The sequence below is a fragment of the Lentzea sp. NPDC051838 genome (assembly GCF_040681245.1).
Taxonomy (GTDB): Bacteria; Actinomycetota; Actinomycetes; order Mycobacteriales; family Pseudonocardiaceae; genus Lentzea.
Window position 1 is genome coordinate 57,250 of sequence record NZ_JBFAYI010000003.1, and the last position, 14,754, is coordinate 72,003.

Below are 14,754 nucleotides of genomic sequence, written 5' to 3' on the forward strand. Positions count from 1 at the left end.
GGTACTTTCGCGGCACAGCAACACGACGAGAAAAGGTGCGACATGACCACGGCGGGCGATGACCAGTGGGTGCTCCTGATCGACCCCGCCTGGGAGGCTCCTGAAGGCGTCGAGGGGCCACCGGTGGAGGCGGTCGTCGGTGGTTGGCTCGTCGCGGGCGACTCCGTCGGGACGTTCCGCGCGAACCCCGGCTACCGGCCGTCCCAGCCGGGATCGCCGACGGATCCGGTCGACGCGACGCTGCAGCTCCTGGTGCGCGGCGAGGTCGACTCGACCGCGTTGTTCGCGGTGATCAGGGAAAGCGTGTTCGACGTGGCGCTCGACGAGGACGGCCGCCCGATCATCGCGCCGTCCCCGGACGACGTGCCGTCGCTGCTGGTGTCGACCGCGCCGGCGCAGCGGTTCCGCGTGCAGACGGACAGCTGGCGGGCCGAGGTCACCGCGACGGAGCTGAGCGACCTGCTGCGCGAGTACGAGGTGGACGTGCTGTTCAACCCCGGTGGGCCGGCGTCGATCAGGCTGATCGGCGGCGTCTTCACCGAGAACGTGCGGGTGTGACCGCGGCGATCGACCGAGTCGGGGGCGGGAGTTCCCGAACCGGCCGATCACCGGGTGTCACGTGCCGGGTGAGCTCACCACGGCGGTGGCGGCGGATTCTCGTTCACGCCGAACCTCCACACGTTGTTTGGAATTGCTCTCACGTTAGCCGGGAGTTGTTGCGGCCCAACGCAATTCGGCCGTGTCAAGGTGCGATGGTGCAAACGCGGTGCACTATTCGCTCGCGATGACGCCCTCGGGCACCATGTGCGCCATCCACCGCAGCGATCCCGCCTGGTCGGCGAGCTCACCGACTCGCCGGAAGAGCGCCTCGCACGCCGTGTACCACTCGCGACCGGGTTTCTCGGTGGCGATCAACGCGTCCAGGTCGGGCCGAAGCGCGCTGAGCTCGGCGGTCAGTTCCTGCCGAAGTCCTTGCAGCAGCTCACGTTGCGTCGTCTCGGCCCGCGCGTGCTCACCCGCGCCCAACAGCAAGCTGATCAGCTCGATCAGTTCGAACGCCATCAGGTCGCGCAGGCTGATCGAGAGGCCGGGATCGTCGGTCTTGGAGAGGATCGCGATCCTGTCCTCCTTGTACTTGATCGCGGTCTGGTGCTCGCCGAGCTTGGCGTGGGCGAACGCGAGCACGTCCAGCACGTCGATCAGATCCGACTTGCGGCCGAGCTCCTCGTTGCGCAGACGCGCGATCTGGCCCGCCTCGACCGCCTCCTCGACTCGGCCCGCCTGCCACAGGATCCGGGCGGCGGGAGTGAGCAACGCGGCCTCGAGATCGAACCGGTCCGCGGCGCGCAGCAGTGCCCGCGCCTGTTCCAACCGGGTGAAAGCGGCGTCGTACTGGCCGACGTCCGGGCGGTAGTCGATCAGCATGCCGATGGCCTGGCGGTGCACGTAGGCCTGTGCCACGAGGTCTCCGGCGGCGGTGAACGCGGCGAGTGCCTGGTCCAGATGCCGTTCGGCGGCCGCGTCGTCGCCGCGGAACCTGGCCGCGAACGAGAGCGCCCGGTGCGCGTACCCCGCGCCGCGCTGGTCGCCCACCTGAACAGCGGCTCGCAGCGCGATCTCGTTGCACGTGGCGAGGTCCTCGATGCGGCTGGTCCAGCCGAGATAGCGGCGCACGTACCACGCCAGGCACCAGGTGTACGGCTCGAACCCGTCGGCTGCCCGTCGGATCAACGCGAAGACCGCCGGGAACTCGACCGCGTACATCGCCCGTGCGGAGTGGTCGTCGAACTCCGGCGCCGGCTGTACTCCGTCGGCGATGTCGAGCGGTGGCGGCTGGTCTTCGTTGTTGGGGTCCATCGCGGCCTGCGCGGCGCGGGTGAGGACGACGTAGTGGTCGAGCAGCCGGCGCTGAGCCGCGGGGATCTCGGGTTGCTCCAGCAGTTCACCCGCGTAGTCGCGCAACAGGTCGTGCCAGCTGTACCGGCCGCGCTGCGGGGTGACCAGGCACGCCTCGGTCAGCTCGCGCATCGCGGCAAGCGTTTGCCGCAACGGCAAACCGGTGAGGCTGGCCGCGGCCTCGGGCGTGAACTCCGGCTCGGGCATCAGCGCGAGCAGCCGGAACATCCGCGCGGCGGGCGGCGTCAGCGCGCGGTAGGACCACGACAGCAACGAACGCAGGTCCGCCGACGGATCCGCGACTTCCAAGGTGTCCAGGCGGCTCTGATGGACCAGGTCGTGCGCGGTCTCGGCGAGCGTGCGTCGCTGGTCACCGGCGATCCGGGCGCACACCACCGCGAGCGCCAGCGGCAGCCGGGCACAGGCGGCCGCGATCTCCCGCACGGCCTCGGGTTCGGCGGCGACGCGGTCCCGGCCGAGCCGCAGGGCCATGAGGTCGGCGGACTCCTGGTCGTCGAGCAGGCCCAACCGGACCGTGTGAGCGCCGGTGGCGACGACGACGCCGGTCAGTTCGAGCCGACTCGTGACGAGCGTGAGGCTGTCCGTGCCGCCGGGCAGCAGTGGGAGCACCTGGGTGTCGCCGCGCGCGTTGTCGAGCACGACGAGCATCCGACGTCCGGCGAGCGTGCTGCGATAGCGAGCGGCCAGCGCGTCCAGGCCCGTCGGCTGCTCCGCGACGGGAACGCCGAGCGCGTCGAGCAGTTCGCTCAGCACCTCTTCCGGAGGCCTCGCCACGCCTCCCGCCTCGAAGCCGCGGAGGTTCACGTACAGTTGACCGTCCGGATAGGACGGTGCGGCCGCGGTTGCCCAGTGCACCGCGAAAGTCGTCTTTCCCACGCCCGCGGTTCCGTGCACCACCACTACGTTCGGCGCGGGTTCGGTGCCCAGCCGGGTCGTGAGGTCGTCGAGCTCGGTCTGCCTGCCGCTGAACACGGGCAGTGCGGCGGGCAGCTGCGCCGGGCGGACCGCGGTGGGAGTGGGAGACGGGAGCAATGCGGCGTCGGCGCGCAGGATCTGCTGGTGCAGCTCGCGCAGCGCGGGCCCGGGGTCGACACCGAGCTCGTCGCGCAACGTGGCGCGGATCAGTTCGAACGTGGTGAGCGCCTCGGCGGGGCGCCCGGATCTGTAGAGCGCCAGCATCAGCAGCTCGTGGACGTGTTCGCGCAACGGTTCCGCTTCCGCGAGCGTCGCCAGCCGTTCGACGAGATCCGCCCTGTCACCCAGCTCGAACTCCAGCTCCAGCTCGGCGAGCGACTCCGCGGTCTGGAAACCGAGGTGCCGCAGCCGTTGCCGCTCCGCCGCCGCCCACTCGCCGGGCAGCCCGGCCAGCGCCTCGTCGGTCCATTCGCCGATCGCCTCGCGCAGCAACCGGCCTGCCTGCTGAGCGTCGCCGACGGACCGGGCCTGACCTGCGGCGTTGCGGGCAGCGGTGAACCTGTCGAGGTCGAGCTAGCCCTCCTCGACGCGCAGCTGGTAGCCGTTGCCGACCGAGCGCAACGGCCCGTCGTCGTCTCCGAGCACCCGGCGCAACCGATGTACGTAGGTCCGCACCGTGCCGCGCGCCGACGGCGGTTCCTCGTCCGCCCACAGCGCCGAGATGATCTCCGACGCCTGCACCACCCGGCTCCGCGCGAGCACCAGCACGGCCAGCGTGAGTCGCTGCTGCGGCGAACCGAGGTTCAGCTCCTCGCCGTCCCGCCACGCCCGCACCGGCCCGAGCACCGCGAACTCCAGGCCCGGCGCACCCGACGCCTGTCGTTCACCCGGCCCGGACAGCAGGAAGGCGACCATGCGCGCAGCCTACGCGCGCCAGGACGCCGTCAGCTGGATTCAGCCTTCCTGCGGCGAACGATCACGAACGCGGTCACGCCGGCGCCGAGCAGCACGAGACACGCCAGCAACGTCCACAGTGGAGACACGCCGGTCTGAGCGGGCGGCACCTCCAGGCCGACGAGCACGGAGTCCACCTCGGTCGCGCTCGGGACCGACGAGCTCGTCGCCGAAGAGGTCGTCGTGGTGGTAGTGGGTACTGGAGGAACAGCAGTGGTCTTCGGGGCGACAGGTTTGACCGGCGGAGTGGTGGCCGTAGCGCACCGGGCCACTTTGACGTTCCGGACGAACGACCAGCCGTGTGCGCCGGAAGGGTCGTCCGACGCCCTCACCATGATCGTGAACGCGTGGTCGGCCGAGCCGTCGAAGTCGCGCTTGAACCGGTACTCGTTGCCGAACGTGGTTCCGGCGACCGTGGCACCGTCCGCGCTGACGAGGATCGAGTTCTCGCCCGCGTAGTTCGTGATCTGGACGGAAAGCGCTGTCCGTCCGGCGGCGCAGGTCCCGGTGATGCTCGACGAGTGCGCGAACGCGGTGCCAGGAGTGCCGACGACGCTCAGCGCGACCAGTCCGGCCACGGCTGCCCACCTGGTCTTCATGGCGGCGAACCTATCGCTCCGCGGGACCCGAGCCGTCCACATTGGAGCCGCAGTGTTCCGCAAGTGCACAACTTGCTGCCCTTGCGCTACACAGTTCGCCCCGAACCGCTGACCGGAGCAGGTGAACCGGTCCAGGCTGATGTGCGACTCAGCGGCTCGATTCGCTGCGTCATGGGGGAAGTTCCAGGAGGGCGCGGGATGATGGCCGCAGGTACCGGCGAGGACGTGGTCTCGGCGGCGCGACGGGTGCTGCAGGTGGAACGCGCGTTTCTCACGCAGGCGGTCGGGTTCATGCTCGACCGGGGGATCAGGCAGTTCCTGGACCTCGGCTGCGGGAAGCCGGGTGTGGGCAGCCCGCACGACATGGGCAGGCTCACCGGGCCCGCGGTCAGGGTGGTCCACGTCGACCACGACCCCGAGGTGATCGAACGGGCGCGCCTCGTCACCGCGGGCACCGAACACCGCTACCTGTTGTGCCGCAGCGTGACCGACGTCGCCGACCTGATCGGCACCAGCCAGGCCGCCGGCATGCTCGACCCGCGCCGTCCCATCGGCGTCGTGGCGGTCGGGCTGCTGCACCTCGTCCCCGGCGCGGACGACCTGCTGACCCGCTACAGCGCGGTGCTGGCGCCCGACAGCGTCTTCGCGGCCTCGCACCTGACCCGGTCGTTCGGTGCGGCCGAGCTCATCGGCGACCCGGTGCATCCACGGCGGCCGGAGGAGTTCGCCGCGATGTTCGACGGTCTGGCCCTCGTGAAACCGGGGATCGTGGCGTTGCCGCACGAGTGGGGAACGCCCGCGCGGCCCATCGAGGGCGCACCCGTGGTCGCGGGAATCGCCGTCAAGCAGTGACCCCTCAGATGGCGCCGACGCGCATCGCGTAGGAGACGGCGTGCGCGCGGTTGTGCAGGTTCAGGCGCACCAGCATGTCCTGGAGGATCTTCTTGATCGTCCGCTCCGAGTAGCTCAGCTTGGTGGCCACCTCGGCGGTCTCGTCGCCCTGCGCGATGTACCGCAGCACCTCGACCTCACGGGTGGTGAGCCCGCCGGGCGCGAGGTCCTGGGACGCGAGCAGGTCCTGCTGCACGAACCGGATCTCGTCGAGCAGCCAGCGGGTGAGCTGCGCGGGCAGCATCGCCTGACCGTGGTGGCACGCGTAGATGGCACGGGAGACGCGGCGCGGCGTGGCGTCGTGGTGGGTGAGCACGCAGACGACGCCCGCCCGGAACACGCGGGGCAGGTGGCGGCGCTGCAACGGCCCGCTGACGAGCACGATCCGCTGTTCGGGGTTCGTGGCCTGCTCGGACGCCTCGACGAGGGCGTCGACAAACACGTCGTCGACGGCACCCGCGATGGCGAGCACGACGTCGCAGCCGGGCCGTTCCTGCTCGCCGAGGATCCTCAGGTCCGGTGACGCCTGGAGCGCGTGCAGCAGCGGGCCCGCCGTGTCCGGAGCGTCGGCGAGCCAACCGAGGGAGATCTGGCCCTCGGTCGCGCCCGGCCTGGCCTCGACGATCTTGGGAATGGTCATGGTGCCTCCGGTCTGGTCGCGGGCAGTACAACAGCGCTCTGTCAACGTCCTGTCGACATGGCATCGACAGAGGCCCGTTTCCGTCTCAGTTCGCGGGGGATGCGCTACGCTTCGTTTAAGTGGATCGTCTATCCGTTTGGGGGCTCGGGTGATCTGGACAGCGGAGCAGATCCCGGATCAGGCAGGCCGGACCGCGGTCGTGACCGGCGCGGGCAGCGGACTCGGCCTGGTCGTCGCGGGTGAGCTCGCCCGGCACGGCGCCAGGGTGATCATGGCGGTGCGGGACGTCGAACGGGGCGAGGCCGCGCGGGCCGGGCTCGAAGGCGACCTGGTGGTGCGCAGGTTGGACCTGCTCGACCTCGATTCGGTGCGGGCCTTCGCGGACGGCGTGGACACCGTCGACCTGCTGGTCAACAACGCCGGGGTGGCGGGTCAGCCGGAAGTGCTGTCGCCGCAGGGGTACGAGGGGCATTTCGCGACCAACCACCTGGGGCACTTCGCTCTCACCAGCCTGCTGCTGGACCGGTTGACCGGCGCTGACCCTCGGGTGGTGACGGTGTCGTCGTACATGTACCGGTACGGCCAGTTCGGCACCACGAGGGCGCGGTACTCGCACACGCGCGCTTATTCGGACTCCAAGCTGGCCAACGTTCTCTTCGCGCTGGAGTTGCAGCGCCGTCTCGAGGTGACGGGTTCGCCGGTGCGCAGTTTTCTGGCTCATCCCGGGATGGCGCGCACCGGGATGCAGGGCAAGAACAGCTCCCGGTTGCAGGCGGTGCTGGGCACCGCGGTCACCCGGCTCGTCGGGCTGCCGGCGAGTCTCGGCGCGTTGCCGCTGCTCTACGCGGCCACAGCACCGGATGCGCCGCCCGCGACGATGATCGGGCCTGGTCGCCGGGGTGCTCCGGTCGTCGAGCGGTTGCGTTCGGTGGCGGCTGACAGGGAAGCCGCCGACTCGTTGTGGGCGTTGTCCGAACGCTTTCTAAGCCAGGCGGGCGCGCAGTGAGGCCATCAGCTCGGCCCGTCCGCCCACCGCCAGCTTCTGCCTGATCTTCGCCACGTGCTGTTCGACCGTCTTCGGCGAGATGTAGAGGCGGGCGCCGATCTCCTTGTGGGTCAGGCCTTCCAGCAGCAGCTCGCCGACCGCGCGTTCCCGCTTCGACAGTCCGTCGGTCGGACCGCTCTCCTCGGTGCCGATGCGGGCTCGCAGGGCGCGGCCCGTGCTCAGCAGTTCGCGGGCTTCCGCGGGGTTGCTCATGCGGGCGGCCGCGGCGCCGCACAACGCCATCGCGTCCCACGGGTGGCCCGCGGTCGCCAGGCGGTCGGCGGTCGCCGTCACCGCTACGGGATCCACGTTGCCGCTGAGGATATCGGCCCACATGCGGGCCGCGGAGGCTCGTGGTTCGACGGTCAGTTCGACCACCAACACTGTCTTCTCACCGGCGACCACGGCCCGTTGGACGCGCCACCAGTTGTCCGTCTCCGTGCACCACTTGGCGTTGACGCGCGTGACCGCGGCGGTCATCGCGTCGACGATCGTGTCGCGTTCGAACGCGCTGCCCGCACCGGCGGACAGCTCGCCCCACGCGTCGAGCAGCAGCGGTTCGAGGTCCACGCCCGCCACCACGGGTGCGACTCGGCGCCAGGTCGCGCGCAACGACTCCTCGTCGCCGGTTCGGCGGGCCAGGCCGATCGTGACGGCGGCGGCCAGCAGGGCGTCGCGGCGCAGCACCGGGGTGGTGCAGGCGGCGATCTCGGTGCGGGCGGCGGCGAGGCGGCCCGCGCGCAGGTGCAGCCACGCGGTGAGCAGGTGGCGGCGCGGGGTCGGGTGGTCCGCGAAGATCTCCAGGAGTTCGACGGCCGTGGAGTCGTGCCCGCCCGCGATGAGTGCCGTCACGGCGAGGTCGCCCCACTGCTCGGCGGCCATCGGGTCGGCGGGCACGGTCGCGGCGGACAGTCCGGCCAGCTTGCGGACGGCCGGGCCGACCTCGCCGCGCACCGCCTGCAGTGCCGCGTCCACGCCGTCGAGGAGCACGGTCAGGCCTCGTGGTGCGGCCCCGGACAGCTTGGAGCGCGCGCCCGCGAGGTCTTCGGTGGCCGTGGCCAGGTCGCCGGCGAGGCAGGCGGCCAGCGCGGCACGGGCGGCCGCGGCGACCGCGGGTGCACCGGTCAAGGACGTCGCGATGACGCGCCAACGTGCGGCGGCGTCGAACAGGGCTCCGTCGGCGGCCGCGGCGGCTGCGGCGACTCCGGCGGCCAGGCAGTCCTGGTCGGTGCCCTCGGTGAGAATCCGGTCCGCGGTCGCGATCGCCGACGCGGTGTCACCCTCGCGCCACGCCAGTTCCGCTGAAAGCGCGGTCATCTTCGCCTCCCCGCGAAGAAGGCGTTCGACGCGGGCAGGAACATCAGCACGCCCGCACCGACCACCACTGCACCCACCACCAGCGGCATTTGAGATACCAATGCGCCGGTGACTCCCAGCACCACCAACAAGATCCGCGCCCAGTTGCGGCCCGCGCGGAACGGCAGCAGCACTCCGAGCTGGGCCAGTGCCACGAGCACCGCAGGTCCGAGCAGGACGCCCAGACCGGCCAGCACGATCTTGTCCTGAGTGGACTGATCGACACCGCGCTTCGCGACCTCTGTGGTCAGTTCGGCGCGCACATCACTGAACGCTATGGCGGTCACGACCAGTTCGACGACGACTACGAGCAGCCATAGGTAAACCGACACGGTGGTCAGCTTCGGCCGTGTCACCTGAACCAGTTGGAACTTCGACTGGCTGGGTCTGGGAGGCAACGCGGTCACGGGGCACCCGCCTTCGTACTCGCCTTGGTGCTCACCGAGGGAACGGGAACGCTGACCGACTTGCTCACGCTCGGTGCCGAGCTCGACGGCCATGTCGTCGTGGTCGTGGTGCGCTTCGTCGGCGGGGGAGGAGGCGGCGGTGCAACCGTTTTCTGCGTCTGCACAGGGGCTTCCGTGGTCGTGGTCACCGCGACTGTCGTCTCCGTTGTGGTCGGTGCGGTCGTCGTGGTGGTCGTGTTGTCCGTGGTGGCGTTGCCCGCGAAGTAAGTGTTCATCGCGAGGCCACCGCCGACCGCCGCCGCGAGCACCGCGGCCGTGATGTAAGGCGTGAGCTTCTTTCGCTTTTGCGCCAACACAGGCGCGGGAGGCTTCGGCGGTCGCGACCACATCACGGTCGCCACCTCCGGCGCGGGTTCGCGCACACGGGCGGACAAAGCGGCACCGACTGCCACCATTCCCTCGAACGCCGGAGTCACCGAACGGCCCAGCAACGCGGAAACTTCCTGCGTCACCAATGGAATCCGGGCCGAACCACCGACCAGCAACACGGCCGCGAGCTCGTTGGAACCCACCCCGGCGTTCTGCAAAGCTCGCACCAGGGCGGCCGTCGTCTCGGCCAGAGCGGGCCGGATCATCTCCTCGAACTCGGCACGGGTCAGCCGCACCTCGCGCACGGAGATCCCCGGCACGGCAACGGGAATCCGCACCTCGGTGTCCGACGAGAGCTGTTCCTTGGCCTGCGTGCAGGCGCGCCGGAGATCGGCAACCGCTGCCAGCACAACGGGATTCTCCGCGTCGAGCGAGTCCCACTCCAACGACTCGGTCACGTGCGCGAAGACCACCTCGTCGAAGTCCAGCCCACCGACCTCGGCCTCCTCGGGCCGGCCGGCGAGCGTCCACGAGTCGGCGAGCTTGCGCACCACCGCGGCCTCGAAACCGCCCCCGCCGAGGTCGTAGACGGCGACGACGGAACCCGGTTGCAGCCGGGCCCGCTCGTCGTACGCCACGGCCGCGGCCTGCGGTGCGGGCACGAACAGCACGTCCGGAAGTCCTGCTCGCCGCAGGGATTCCATGCGATGTGGACCCCACGAGGCGGGATGTGCGACGGCCACGCGGCCGTCGTAAGGCGCGAGCAGCTGTGTGACGAAACGCGCTGTGAGCACGTCGGCACTCAGCGAGACTCCGCCCAGTCGCAAGGGCGTCGGGTCACCCACGCGACGAAGGAACCGGCGGGCAACCCGGCTCGGATCGGCGGACGCGCGGCGCTCCGCCTCCTCCCCGATGACCAAAGTGCCATCAGGATTCGCGAACACCACGGTGGGCGTCACCGTCTCGAGCCGCGGTACCTCGCGGCACGTGGCTGTTGCTGTGCGGGTGGATCCGAGATCCAGCCCGATCTGGTAGTGCATCGGACACCCCCTGTAGCGGCGGACTAGGTGGGACGTCAGTACACGTGCGTCTCATATGGAGTGGTTCACTCTTTGCGAAATACAGGGGTGAATCCCCTATTACTTCGGCGATCCCTGTGTGCACGGTTCGTCACCAACCGGGAGTTGCCTTGATGGCAGGACGTCTAAGTCTCCCTAACGTTGTTGGCAGCCGGTCGAAAAGTCGTCCGGCGGACCAGACACCTAGGAGCCCGTCATGAGCAACCCCATCGACCTCAACGCCTTCCTCGCCGACCTGACCGCCGACCTGGACGCGGACGGTGACCAGGCGAACGAGCAGCAGCTGCAGACGGCCCAGGTCGCGCCGCAGTCGTCCGACCAGACGGCGAAGCAGGACCAGGACACCACCACCGCCACGAACACCGAGGGTGGCGACGGCGGCAACGGTGGCATCGCGGTGGCCGGCGACGGTGGCAGCGCGGACGGCGGCAACGGCCTCGGCATCGGTGGCGCCGGCGGCGACATCGACCAGGACGGCCTCGTCAACGTCAACTTCGGCAGCACCTCGGGCGGCAGCGGTGTCGGCCTCGGCGGCAACGGCGGCAACGCGGGCGACGGCGGCAACGCCAACGCCGGTGGTGGCGACGGTGGCGACGCGCGGTCCGACGTGGACGTCGACGCCGACCAGGACGCCGACCTCGACTCGACCCAGCTGTCCGAGCAGGACGCCGACCTGACCGCGGACTCCGACCAGGACCAGGACTTCGACCTCGACGTCGACACGCAGATCGACAACGTCATCGAGGACCTCGACCTGCCCATCTGACGCCGGACCGGCCCCGCCGCCTCGGGGCCGGTCTCCTCGGTGAGGAGACACCACCATGCTGGAAAAGCTCATCGACTTCCTGATGAACATGATGAAGGACCCGAAGGCCCAGCAGGCGTTCGACGAGAACCCGCAGAAGGAACTGTCGAAGGCCGGCCTGTCCGGGGCGACGGAAGCCGACGTCCGGGACGCGAAGATGATCATGGCCGACCGGTCCGCGCAGGTTCGGGAGGTGCACCACACCGAGGTCGTGCACGACCGTCCGGTCCAGCACATCGACCAGACGTTCAACATCGACGACCGCGATGTCACGATCATCGACGACTCGTTCAACTCGGACGACGACACCGAGGTCAACTCCGTCGCCATCCAGGACAACGACACCGAGACCAACGTCGTGCAGGTGAAGGACTCGTTCAACGAGACCGACATCGACGTCGACAAGGTGGACGGGCCCGACAAGCCCGTCGCCGAGGACGGGCCCGCGGTGAAGACCGCTGTCGAGCCGGAGCTGGAGACCGCGGTCGAGCCCGACCTGGAGTTCGCCGCCGAGCCCGAGCCGGAGCCCGTCCTGCTGGACGAGCCGGTCGACGAGCCCGAGCTCGATCCCGTCGACACGGTCGCAGGGTGAGCCCGGTGGCGACCACACCGCAGCAGGCAGTCGAGCTCGCACTGGCCGCCATCAAGCGCTACGAGCGTCCTGACCTGGAGCAACGCCTGCACCAGGCCAAGGCACGGCTCGCCGACGACCAGGTCCGCCTGCTGGTCGTCGGCGAGTTCAAGCAGGGCAAGAGCATGCTGGTCAACGGCCTCGTCGGGGCACCGGTCTGCCCGGTGTCCGACGACGTCGCCACCGCCGTTCCCACGGTCGTGAGGCACGCCGAGGCGCCGGTGGTGACCGTGGTGCGGGCAGAGGGCCGCACCGAGGTGCCGCTGGAGGACCTGCCGAAGTTCGCGTCGGAGGAAGGCAACCCGGGCAACCGCGAACGCGTCCAACACGTCGAGGTCGGCCTGCCGCGGCCGTTGCTGGCCGATGGGCTGGTGCTCGTCGACACGCCCGGTGTCGGCGGCCTCAGCTCCGTCCACGGCGCCGCGACGATGGCCGCGCTGCCGTCGGCCGACGCGGTGCTGCTGGTCTCCGACTGCTCGCAGGAGTACACGGCGCCGGAGATCGAGTTTTTGAAGCAGGCCATGGCGGTGTGCCCGAACGTGGCCTGCGTGCTCACCAAGACCGACCTGTACCCGGAGTGGCGGTCGATCGCCGAGCGCGACCGGCAGCACCTGGTGGACGCGGGCATCAAGGCCGAGGTGTTCACCGTGTCGTCGACGTTGCGGTGGCACGCCCTGCAGACCGGCGACCAGGAGGTCAACACCGAGTCCGGCTACCCGCCGCTCGTGACCTACCTGCGCAAGAAGGTCGTGGCCCAGGCTGATCTGCTGGCCCGGCGGTCGACGCTGCACGACGTGCTGACCGTGATCAAGCAGATCGTGGACAGCCTGCGCGCGGAGCAGACCGCGCAGGAGAACCCCGAATCGGTGCAGCAGCTGATTCGCGAGCTGACCGAGGCCGAACAACGCGCGGCGGGCCTGAAGGAGCGGTCCGCACGCTGGCAGCAGACGTTGAGCGACGGCGTGGCCGACCTCAACGCCGACGTCGACTACGACCTGCGCGACAGGATGCGCGAGATCGTCCGCGAGGCCGAGGACGCGTTGCTGGCAGGGGATCCGCAGAAGATCTGGGACCAGTTCTCGGTGTGGGCGCAGCAGGCCGTGACGTCCGCGGTGTCGGCGAACTCGGTCTGGGCCACCCAACGGGCGCGCTGGCTCGCCAAGAAGGTCGCCGAGCACTTCGACTCGGACCGCGAGCAGATGCTGCCGGCGTTGCGCGTGGGTACCTCCGACCCGATGCGGTCGGTGCCAGAACTCTCGGTGCGCGAGTCGGACAAGTTCGGCATCGGCAGCCGGCTGCTCACCGGTCTGCGGGGCGGTTACGGCGGCCTGCTGATGTTCGGCCTGATCGGCTCGGTGATCGGCCTGACCTTGATCAACCCGATCTCGGTCGGCGCGGCGTTGCTGCTGGGCGGCAAGGGAATCGTGGACGAACGCAAGCGGCTCACCACGAAACGCCAGAACGACTGCAAGGTGGCGCTGCGCAAGTACGTGGACGACGTGTCGTTCCACGCGGGCAAGGACTCCCGCGACATGCTGCGCGGCCTGCAACGCGATCTGCGCGACCACTTCACGACCCTGGCCGAGCAGCTGAAGCGTTCGTTGCAGGAGTCGATCCAGGCGGCGCAGAAGTCCGTGAAGGCCTCGCAGGGTGACCGCGACGCGCGGCTCGCCGAGATCAAGACCGAGCTGGCGGCGCTGGAACGCGTGGTGAAGGAGGTGCGGGCATGATCACCGACGAGGTGCGGCGGGTGCTGCTGACCGCCATCGACCTGTACCCGCAGGCCTCCGAAGTGTTGCGGCGTCAGCTGATCCGGCTCGACGAACCGTTGCGCGTGGCGATCGCGGGCAAGGTCAAGGCGGGCAAGTCGACGTTGCTCAACGCGCTGGTCGGCGAGGAGATCGCGCCGACCGACGCGGGGGAGTGCACGAAGGTCGTCACCTGGTACCGCGACGGGCCGACGCCGCGCATCGTCCAGTTCCCCCAAGGAAAATCCCTGCCGGTGGTGCGCCGCGACGGGGCGTTGGAGATCGCTCTGGACGGTCCCGCCGACCGGCTGGTGGTCGACTGGCCGTCGCAGTCACTGCGGTCGACGACGTTGATCGACACACCGGGCATCGCGTCGCTCACGACCGCGAACTCCTTGCGCACAACCCACTTCCTGTCGCCGGAGGACTCCCCGAGCGAGGCGGACGCGGTCATCTACCTGATGCGGCACCTGCACTCGACCGACGCGAACTTCCTGGAGTCGTTCCGCGACCAGGGCGTCGCGCGGGCGACGGCGATCAACACGGTCGCGGTGATCTCGCGCGCGGACGAGATCGGCGGCGGCCGGGTGGACGCGATGATCTCGGCACGGGGCATCGCGGCGCGCTACCGCTCGGACGCCTCGCTGCGCGGCCTGTGCCAGAACGTCGTCGCGGTCGCCGGCTTGCTGGCCTTCTCCGGGCGTTCGTTGCGGCAGAACGACTTCACGGCCTTGTCCGCGCTGGCCGCCTTGTCCCGTGAGGAGCTGGATTCCTTGCTGCTGTCCGCCGACCGGTTCGCGGACGGGTCGGTGGAACGGCGCGGGTTGCTCACCCGGTTCGGCGTGTTCGGCATCCGCCTGGCGGTGACGTTGATCAGGCAGGGAGTGAACGAACCCTCCGCGCTGGCCTCGGAACTGGTGGCGCGCAGCGGTTTGCTCGAACTGCAGAAGGTGCTGCACACCCAGTTCAGCGAACGCCGCCACCTGCTGAAGGCCCGTTCGGCGTTGCTGGCACTGGACGGCGTGCTGCGCTCGGTCGGCGACTCGCGGCTGACCGGCGCGGTCGAGCGAATCCTGGCGGGCACGCACGAGTTCGCCGAGCTGCGGTTGCTGAGCGCGTTGCGGTCGGGCGCGGTGAAGGTGCCCGACGCGGAGCTGGCCTCCCGTCTGCTGGGCGACGAGGGCGCGCATCCGTTGGCACGCCTGGGTCTGCCCCGGGGCGCCGGTCCTCAAGAGGTGGGCCAGGCCGCGTTCGCCGCGCTGCAACGGTGGCAGCGGCACGCGGAGAACCCGATGCTGACTCGCCGTTCCGCTGACGCCTGCCGGGTTCTGGTGCGCACGTGCGAGGGTTTGCTGCCCCGTCGCTAGCGGCTCCAAGGCTTCACCCGGTCGTGGGGAA

14 protein-coding genes and 1 pseudogene are annotated in these 14,754 nt (G+C 70.0%); 7 read left to right on the forward strand and 8 right to left on the reverse strand.

The window, feature by feature from the left end; genetic code table 11:
* Positions 1-42: 42 nt before the first annotated feature.
* The gene (locus tag AB0M24_RS09165; RefSeq protein ID WP_363763146.1) at positions 43-558 is read left to right on the forward strand and encodes a type VII secretion system-associated protein; all 516 of its coding nucleotides are present in this window, start codon (positions 43-45) and stop codon (positions 556-558) included.
* A 213-nt stretch (positions 559-771) separates the two neighbouring features.
* On the opposite strand, the gene AB0M24_RS09170 is transcribed toward AB0M24_RS09165, so the two are convergent.
* The 4 genes and pseudogenes from AB0M24_RS09170 to AB0M24_RS09185 form a co-directional block, all read right to left on the reverse strand.
* Complete coding sequence (locus AB0M24_RS09170; protein WP_363764305.1) at positions 772-2,889, reverse strand: NB-ARC domain-containing protein; 2,118 nt, start codon at positions 2,887-2,889, stop codon at positions 772-774.
* Positions 2,890-2,976: 87 nt separating this feature from the next.
* A pseudogene (locus tag AB0M24_RS09175) lies at positions 2,977-3,393 on the reverse strand (AfsR/SARP family transcriptional regulator); the annotation flags it as partial.
* 12 nt (positions 3,394-3,405) lie between these two features.
* Complete coding sequence (locus tag AB0M24_RS09180) at positions 3,406-3,747, reverse strand: winged helix-turn-helix domain-containing protein (RefSeq protein WP_363763149.1); 342 nt, start codon at positions 3,745-3,747, stop codon at positions 3,406-3,408.
* Between the two features lie 29 nt (positions 3,748-3,776).
* Positions 3,777-4,385: a hypothetical protein gene (locus AB0M24_RS09185; protein WP_363763152.1), complete on the reverse strand. Its 609-nt coding sequence runs from the start codon at positions 4,383-4,385 to the stop codon at positions 3,777-3,779.
* A 198-nt stretch (positions 4,386-4,583) separates the two neighbouring features.
* Here AB0M24_RS09185 and AB0M24_RS09190 point away from each other — a divergent pair, with 198 nt between their 5' ends.
* Positions 4,584-5,237 (forward strand): SAM-dependent methyltransferase, encoded by a 654-nt coding sequence (locus AB0M24_RS09190; protein ID WP_363763155.1) that lies wholly within the window; start codon positions 4,584-4,586, stop codon positions 5,235-5,237.
* 4 nt (positions 5,238-5,241) lie between these two features.
* On the opposite strand, the gene AB0M24_RS09195 is transcribed toward AB0M24_RS09190, so the two are convergent.
* Positions 5,242-5,916, reverse strand: coding sequence for a response regulator transcription factor (locus AB0M24_RS09195; RefSeq protein ID WP_363763158.1), 675 nt, complete (start codon positions 5,914-5,916; stop codon positions 5,242-5,244).
* A 148-nt stretch (positions 5,917-6,064) separates the two neighbouring features.
* On the opposite strand from AB0M24_RS09195, the gene AB0M24_RS09200 reads away from it, so the two are divergent.
* Positions 6,065-6,922: an SDR family NAD(P)-dependent oxidoreductase gene (locus tag AB0M24_RS09200; protein ID WP_363763161.1), complete on the forward strand. Its 858-nt coding sequence runs from the start codon at positions 6,065-6,067 to the stop codon at positions 6,920-6,922.
* Here the strand turns inward: AB0M24_RS09200 and AB0M24_RS09205 are convergent.
* From AB0M24_RS09205 to AB0M24_RS09215, 3 genes are all read right to left on the reverse strand, one after another.
* Positions 6,899-8,278: a helix-turn-helix transcriptional regulator gene (locus AB0M24_RS09205; protein ID WP_363763164.1), complete on the reverse strand. Its 1,380-nt coding sequence runs from the start codon at positions 8,276-8,278 to the stop codon at positions 6,899-6,901. The two genes, AB0M24_RS09200 and AB0M24_RS09205, sit on opposite strands and share 24 nt — an antisense overlap.
* The gene (locus tag AB0M24_RS09210; protein ID WP_363763167.1) at positions 8,275-8,649 is read right to left on the reverse strand and encodes a hypothetical protein; all 375 of its coding nucleotides are present in this window, start codon (positions 8,647-8,649) and stop codon (positions 8,275-8,277) included. Before AB0M24_RS09210 ends, AB0M24_RS09205 begins: the two co-directional genes overlap by 4 nt.
* A gap of 71 nt (positions 8,650-8,720) precedes the next feature.
* Positions 8,721-10,133: an Hsp70 family protein gene (locus AB0M24_RS09215; RefSeq protein ID WP_363763170.1), complete on the reverse strand. Its 1,413-nt coding sequence runs from the start codon at positions 10,131-10,133 to the stop codon at positions 8,721-8,723.
* A gap of 235 nt (positions 10,134-10,368) precedes the next feature.
* On the opposite strand from AB0M24_RS09215, the gene AB0M24_RS09220 reads away from it, so the two are divergent.
* Genes AB0M24_RS09220 through AB0M24_RS09235 form a run of 4 tightly spaced genes read left to right on the forward strand, consistent with a single transcriptional unit; the run spans position 10,369 to position 14,723 of the window.
* Entirely contained in the window at positions 10,369-10,938 is a 570-nt protein-coding gene (locus AB0M24_RS09220) for a hypothetical protein (RefSeq protein WP_363763173.1), read from the forward strand.
* 55 nt (positions 10,939-10,993) lie between these two features.
* Complete coding sequence (locus AB0M24_RS09225) at positions 10,994-11,569, forward strand: IniB N-terminal domain-containing protein (RefSeq protein WP_363763176.1); 576 nt, start codon at positions 10,994-10,996, stop codon at positions 11,567-11,569.
* Positions 11,570-11,574: 5 nt separating this feature from the next.
* Positions 11,575-13,338, forward strand: coding sequence for a dynamin family protein (locus AB0M24_RS09230; protein WP_363763179.1), 1,764 nt, complete (start codon positions 11,575-11,577; stop codon positions 13,336-13,338).
* Positions 13,335-14,723, forward strand: a complete 1,389-nt coding sequence (locus AB0M24_RS09235) for a dynamin family protein (RefSeq protein ID WP_363763182.1) — start codon at positions 13,335-13,337, stop codon at positions 14,721-14,723. Before AB0M24_RS09230 ends, AB0M24_RS09235 begins: the two co-directional genes overlap by 4 nt.
* Positions 14,724-14,754: the final 31 nt, after the last annotated feature.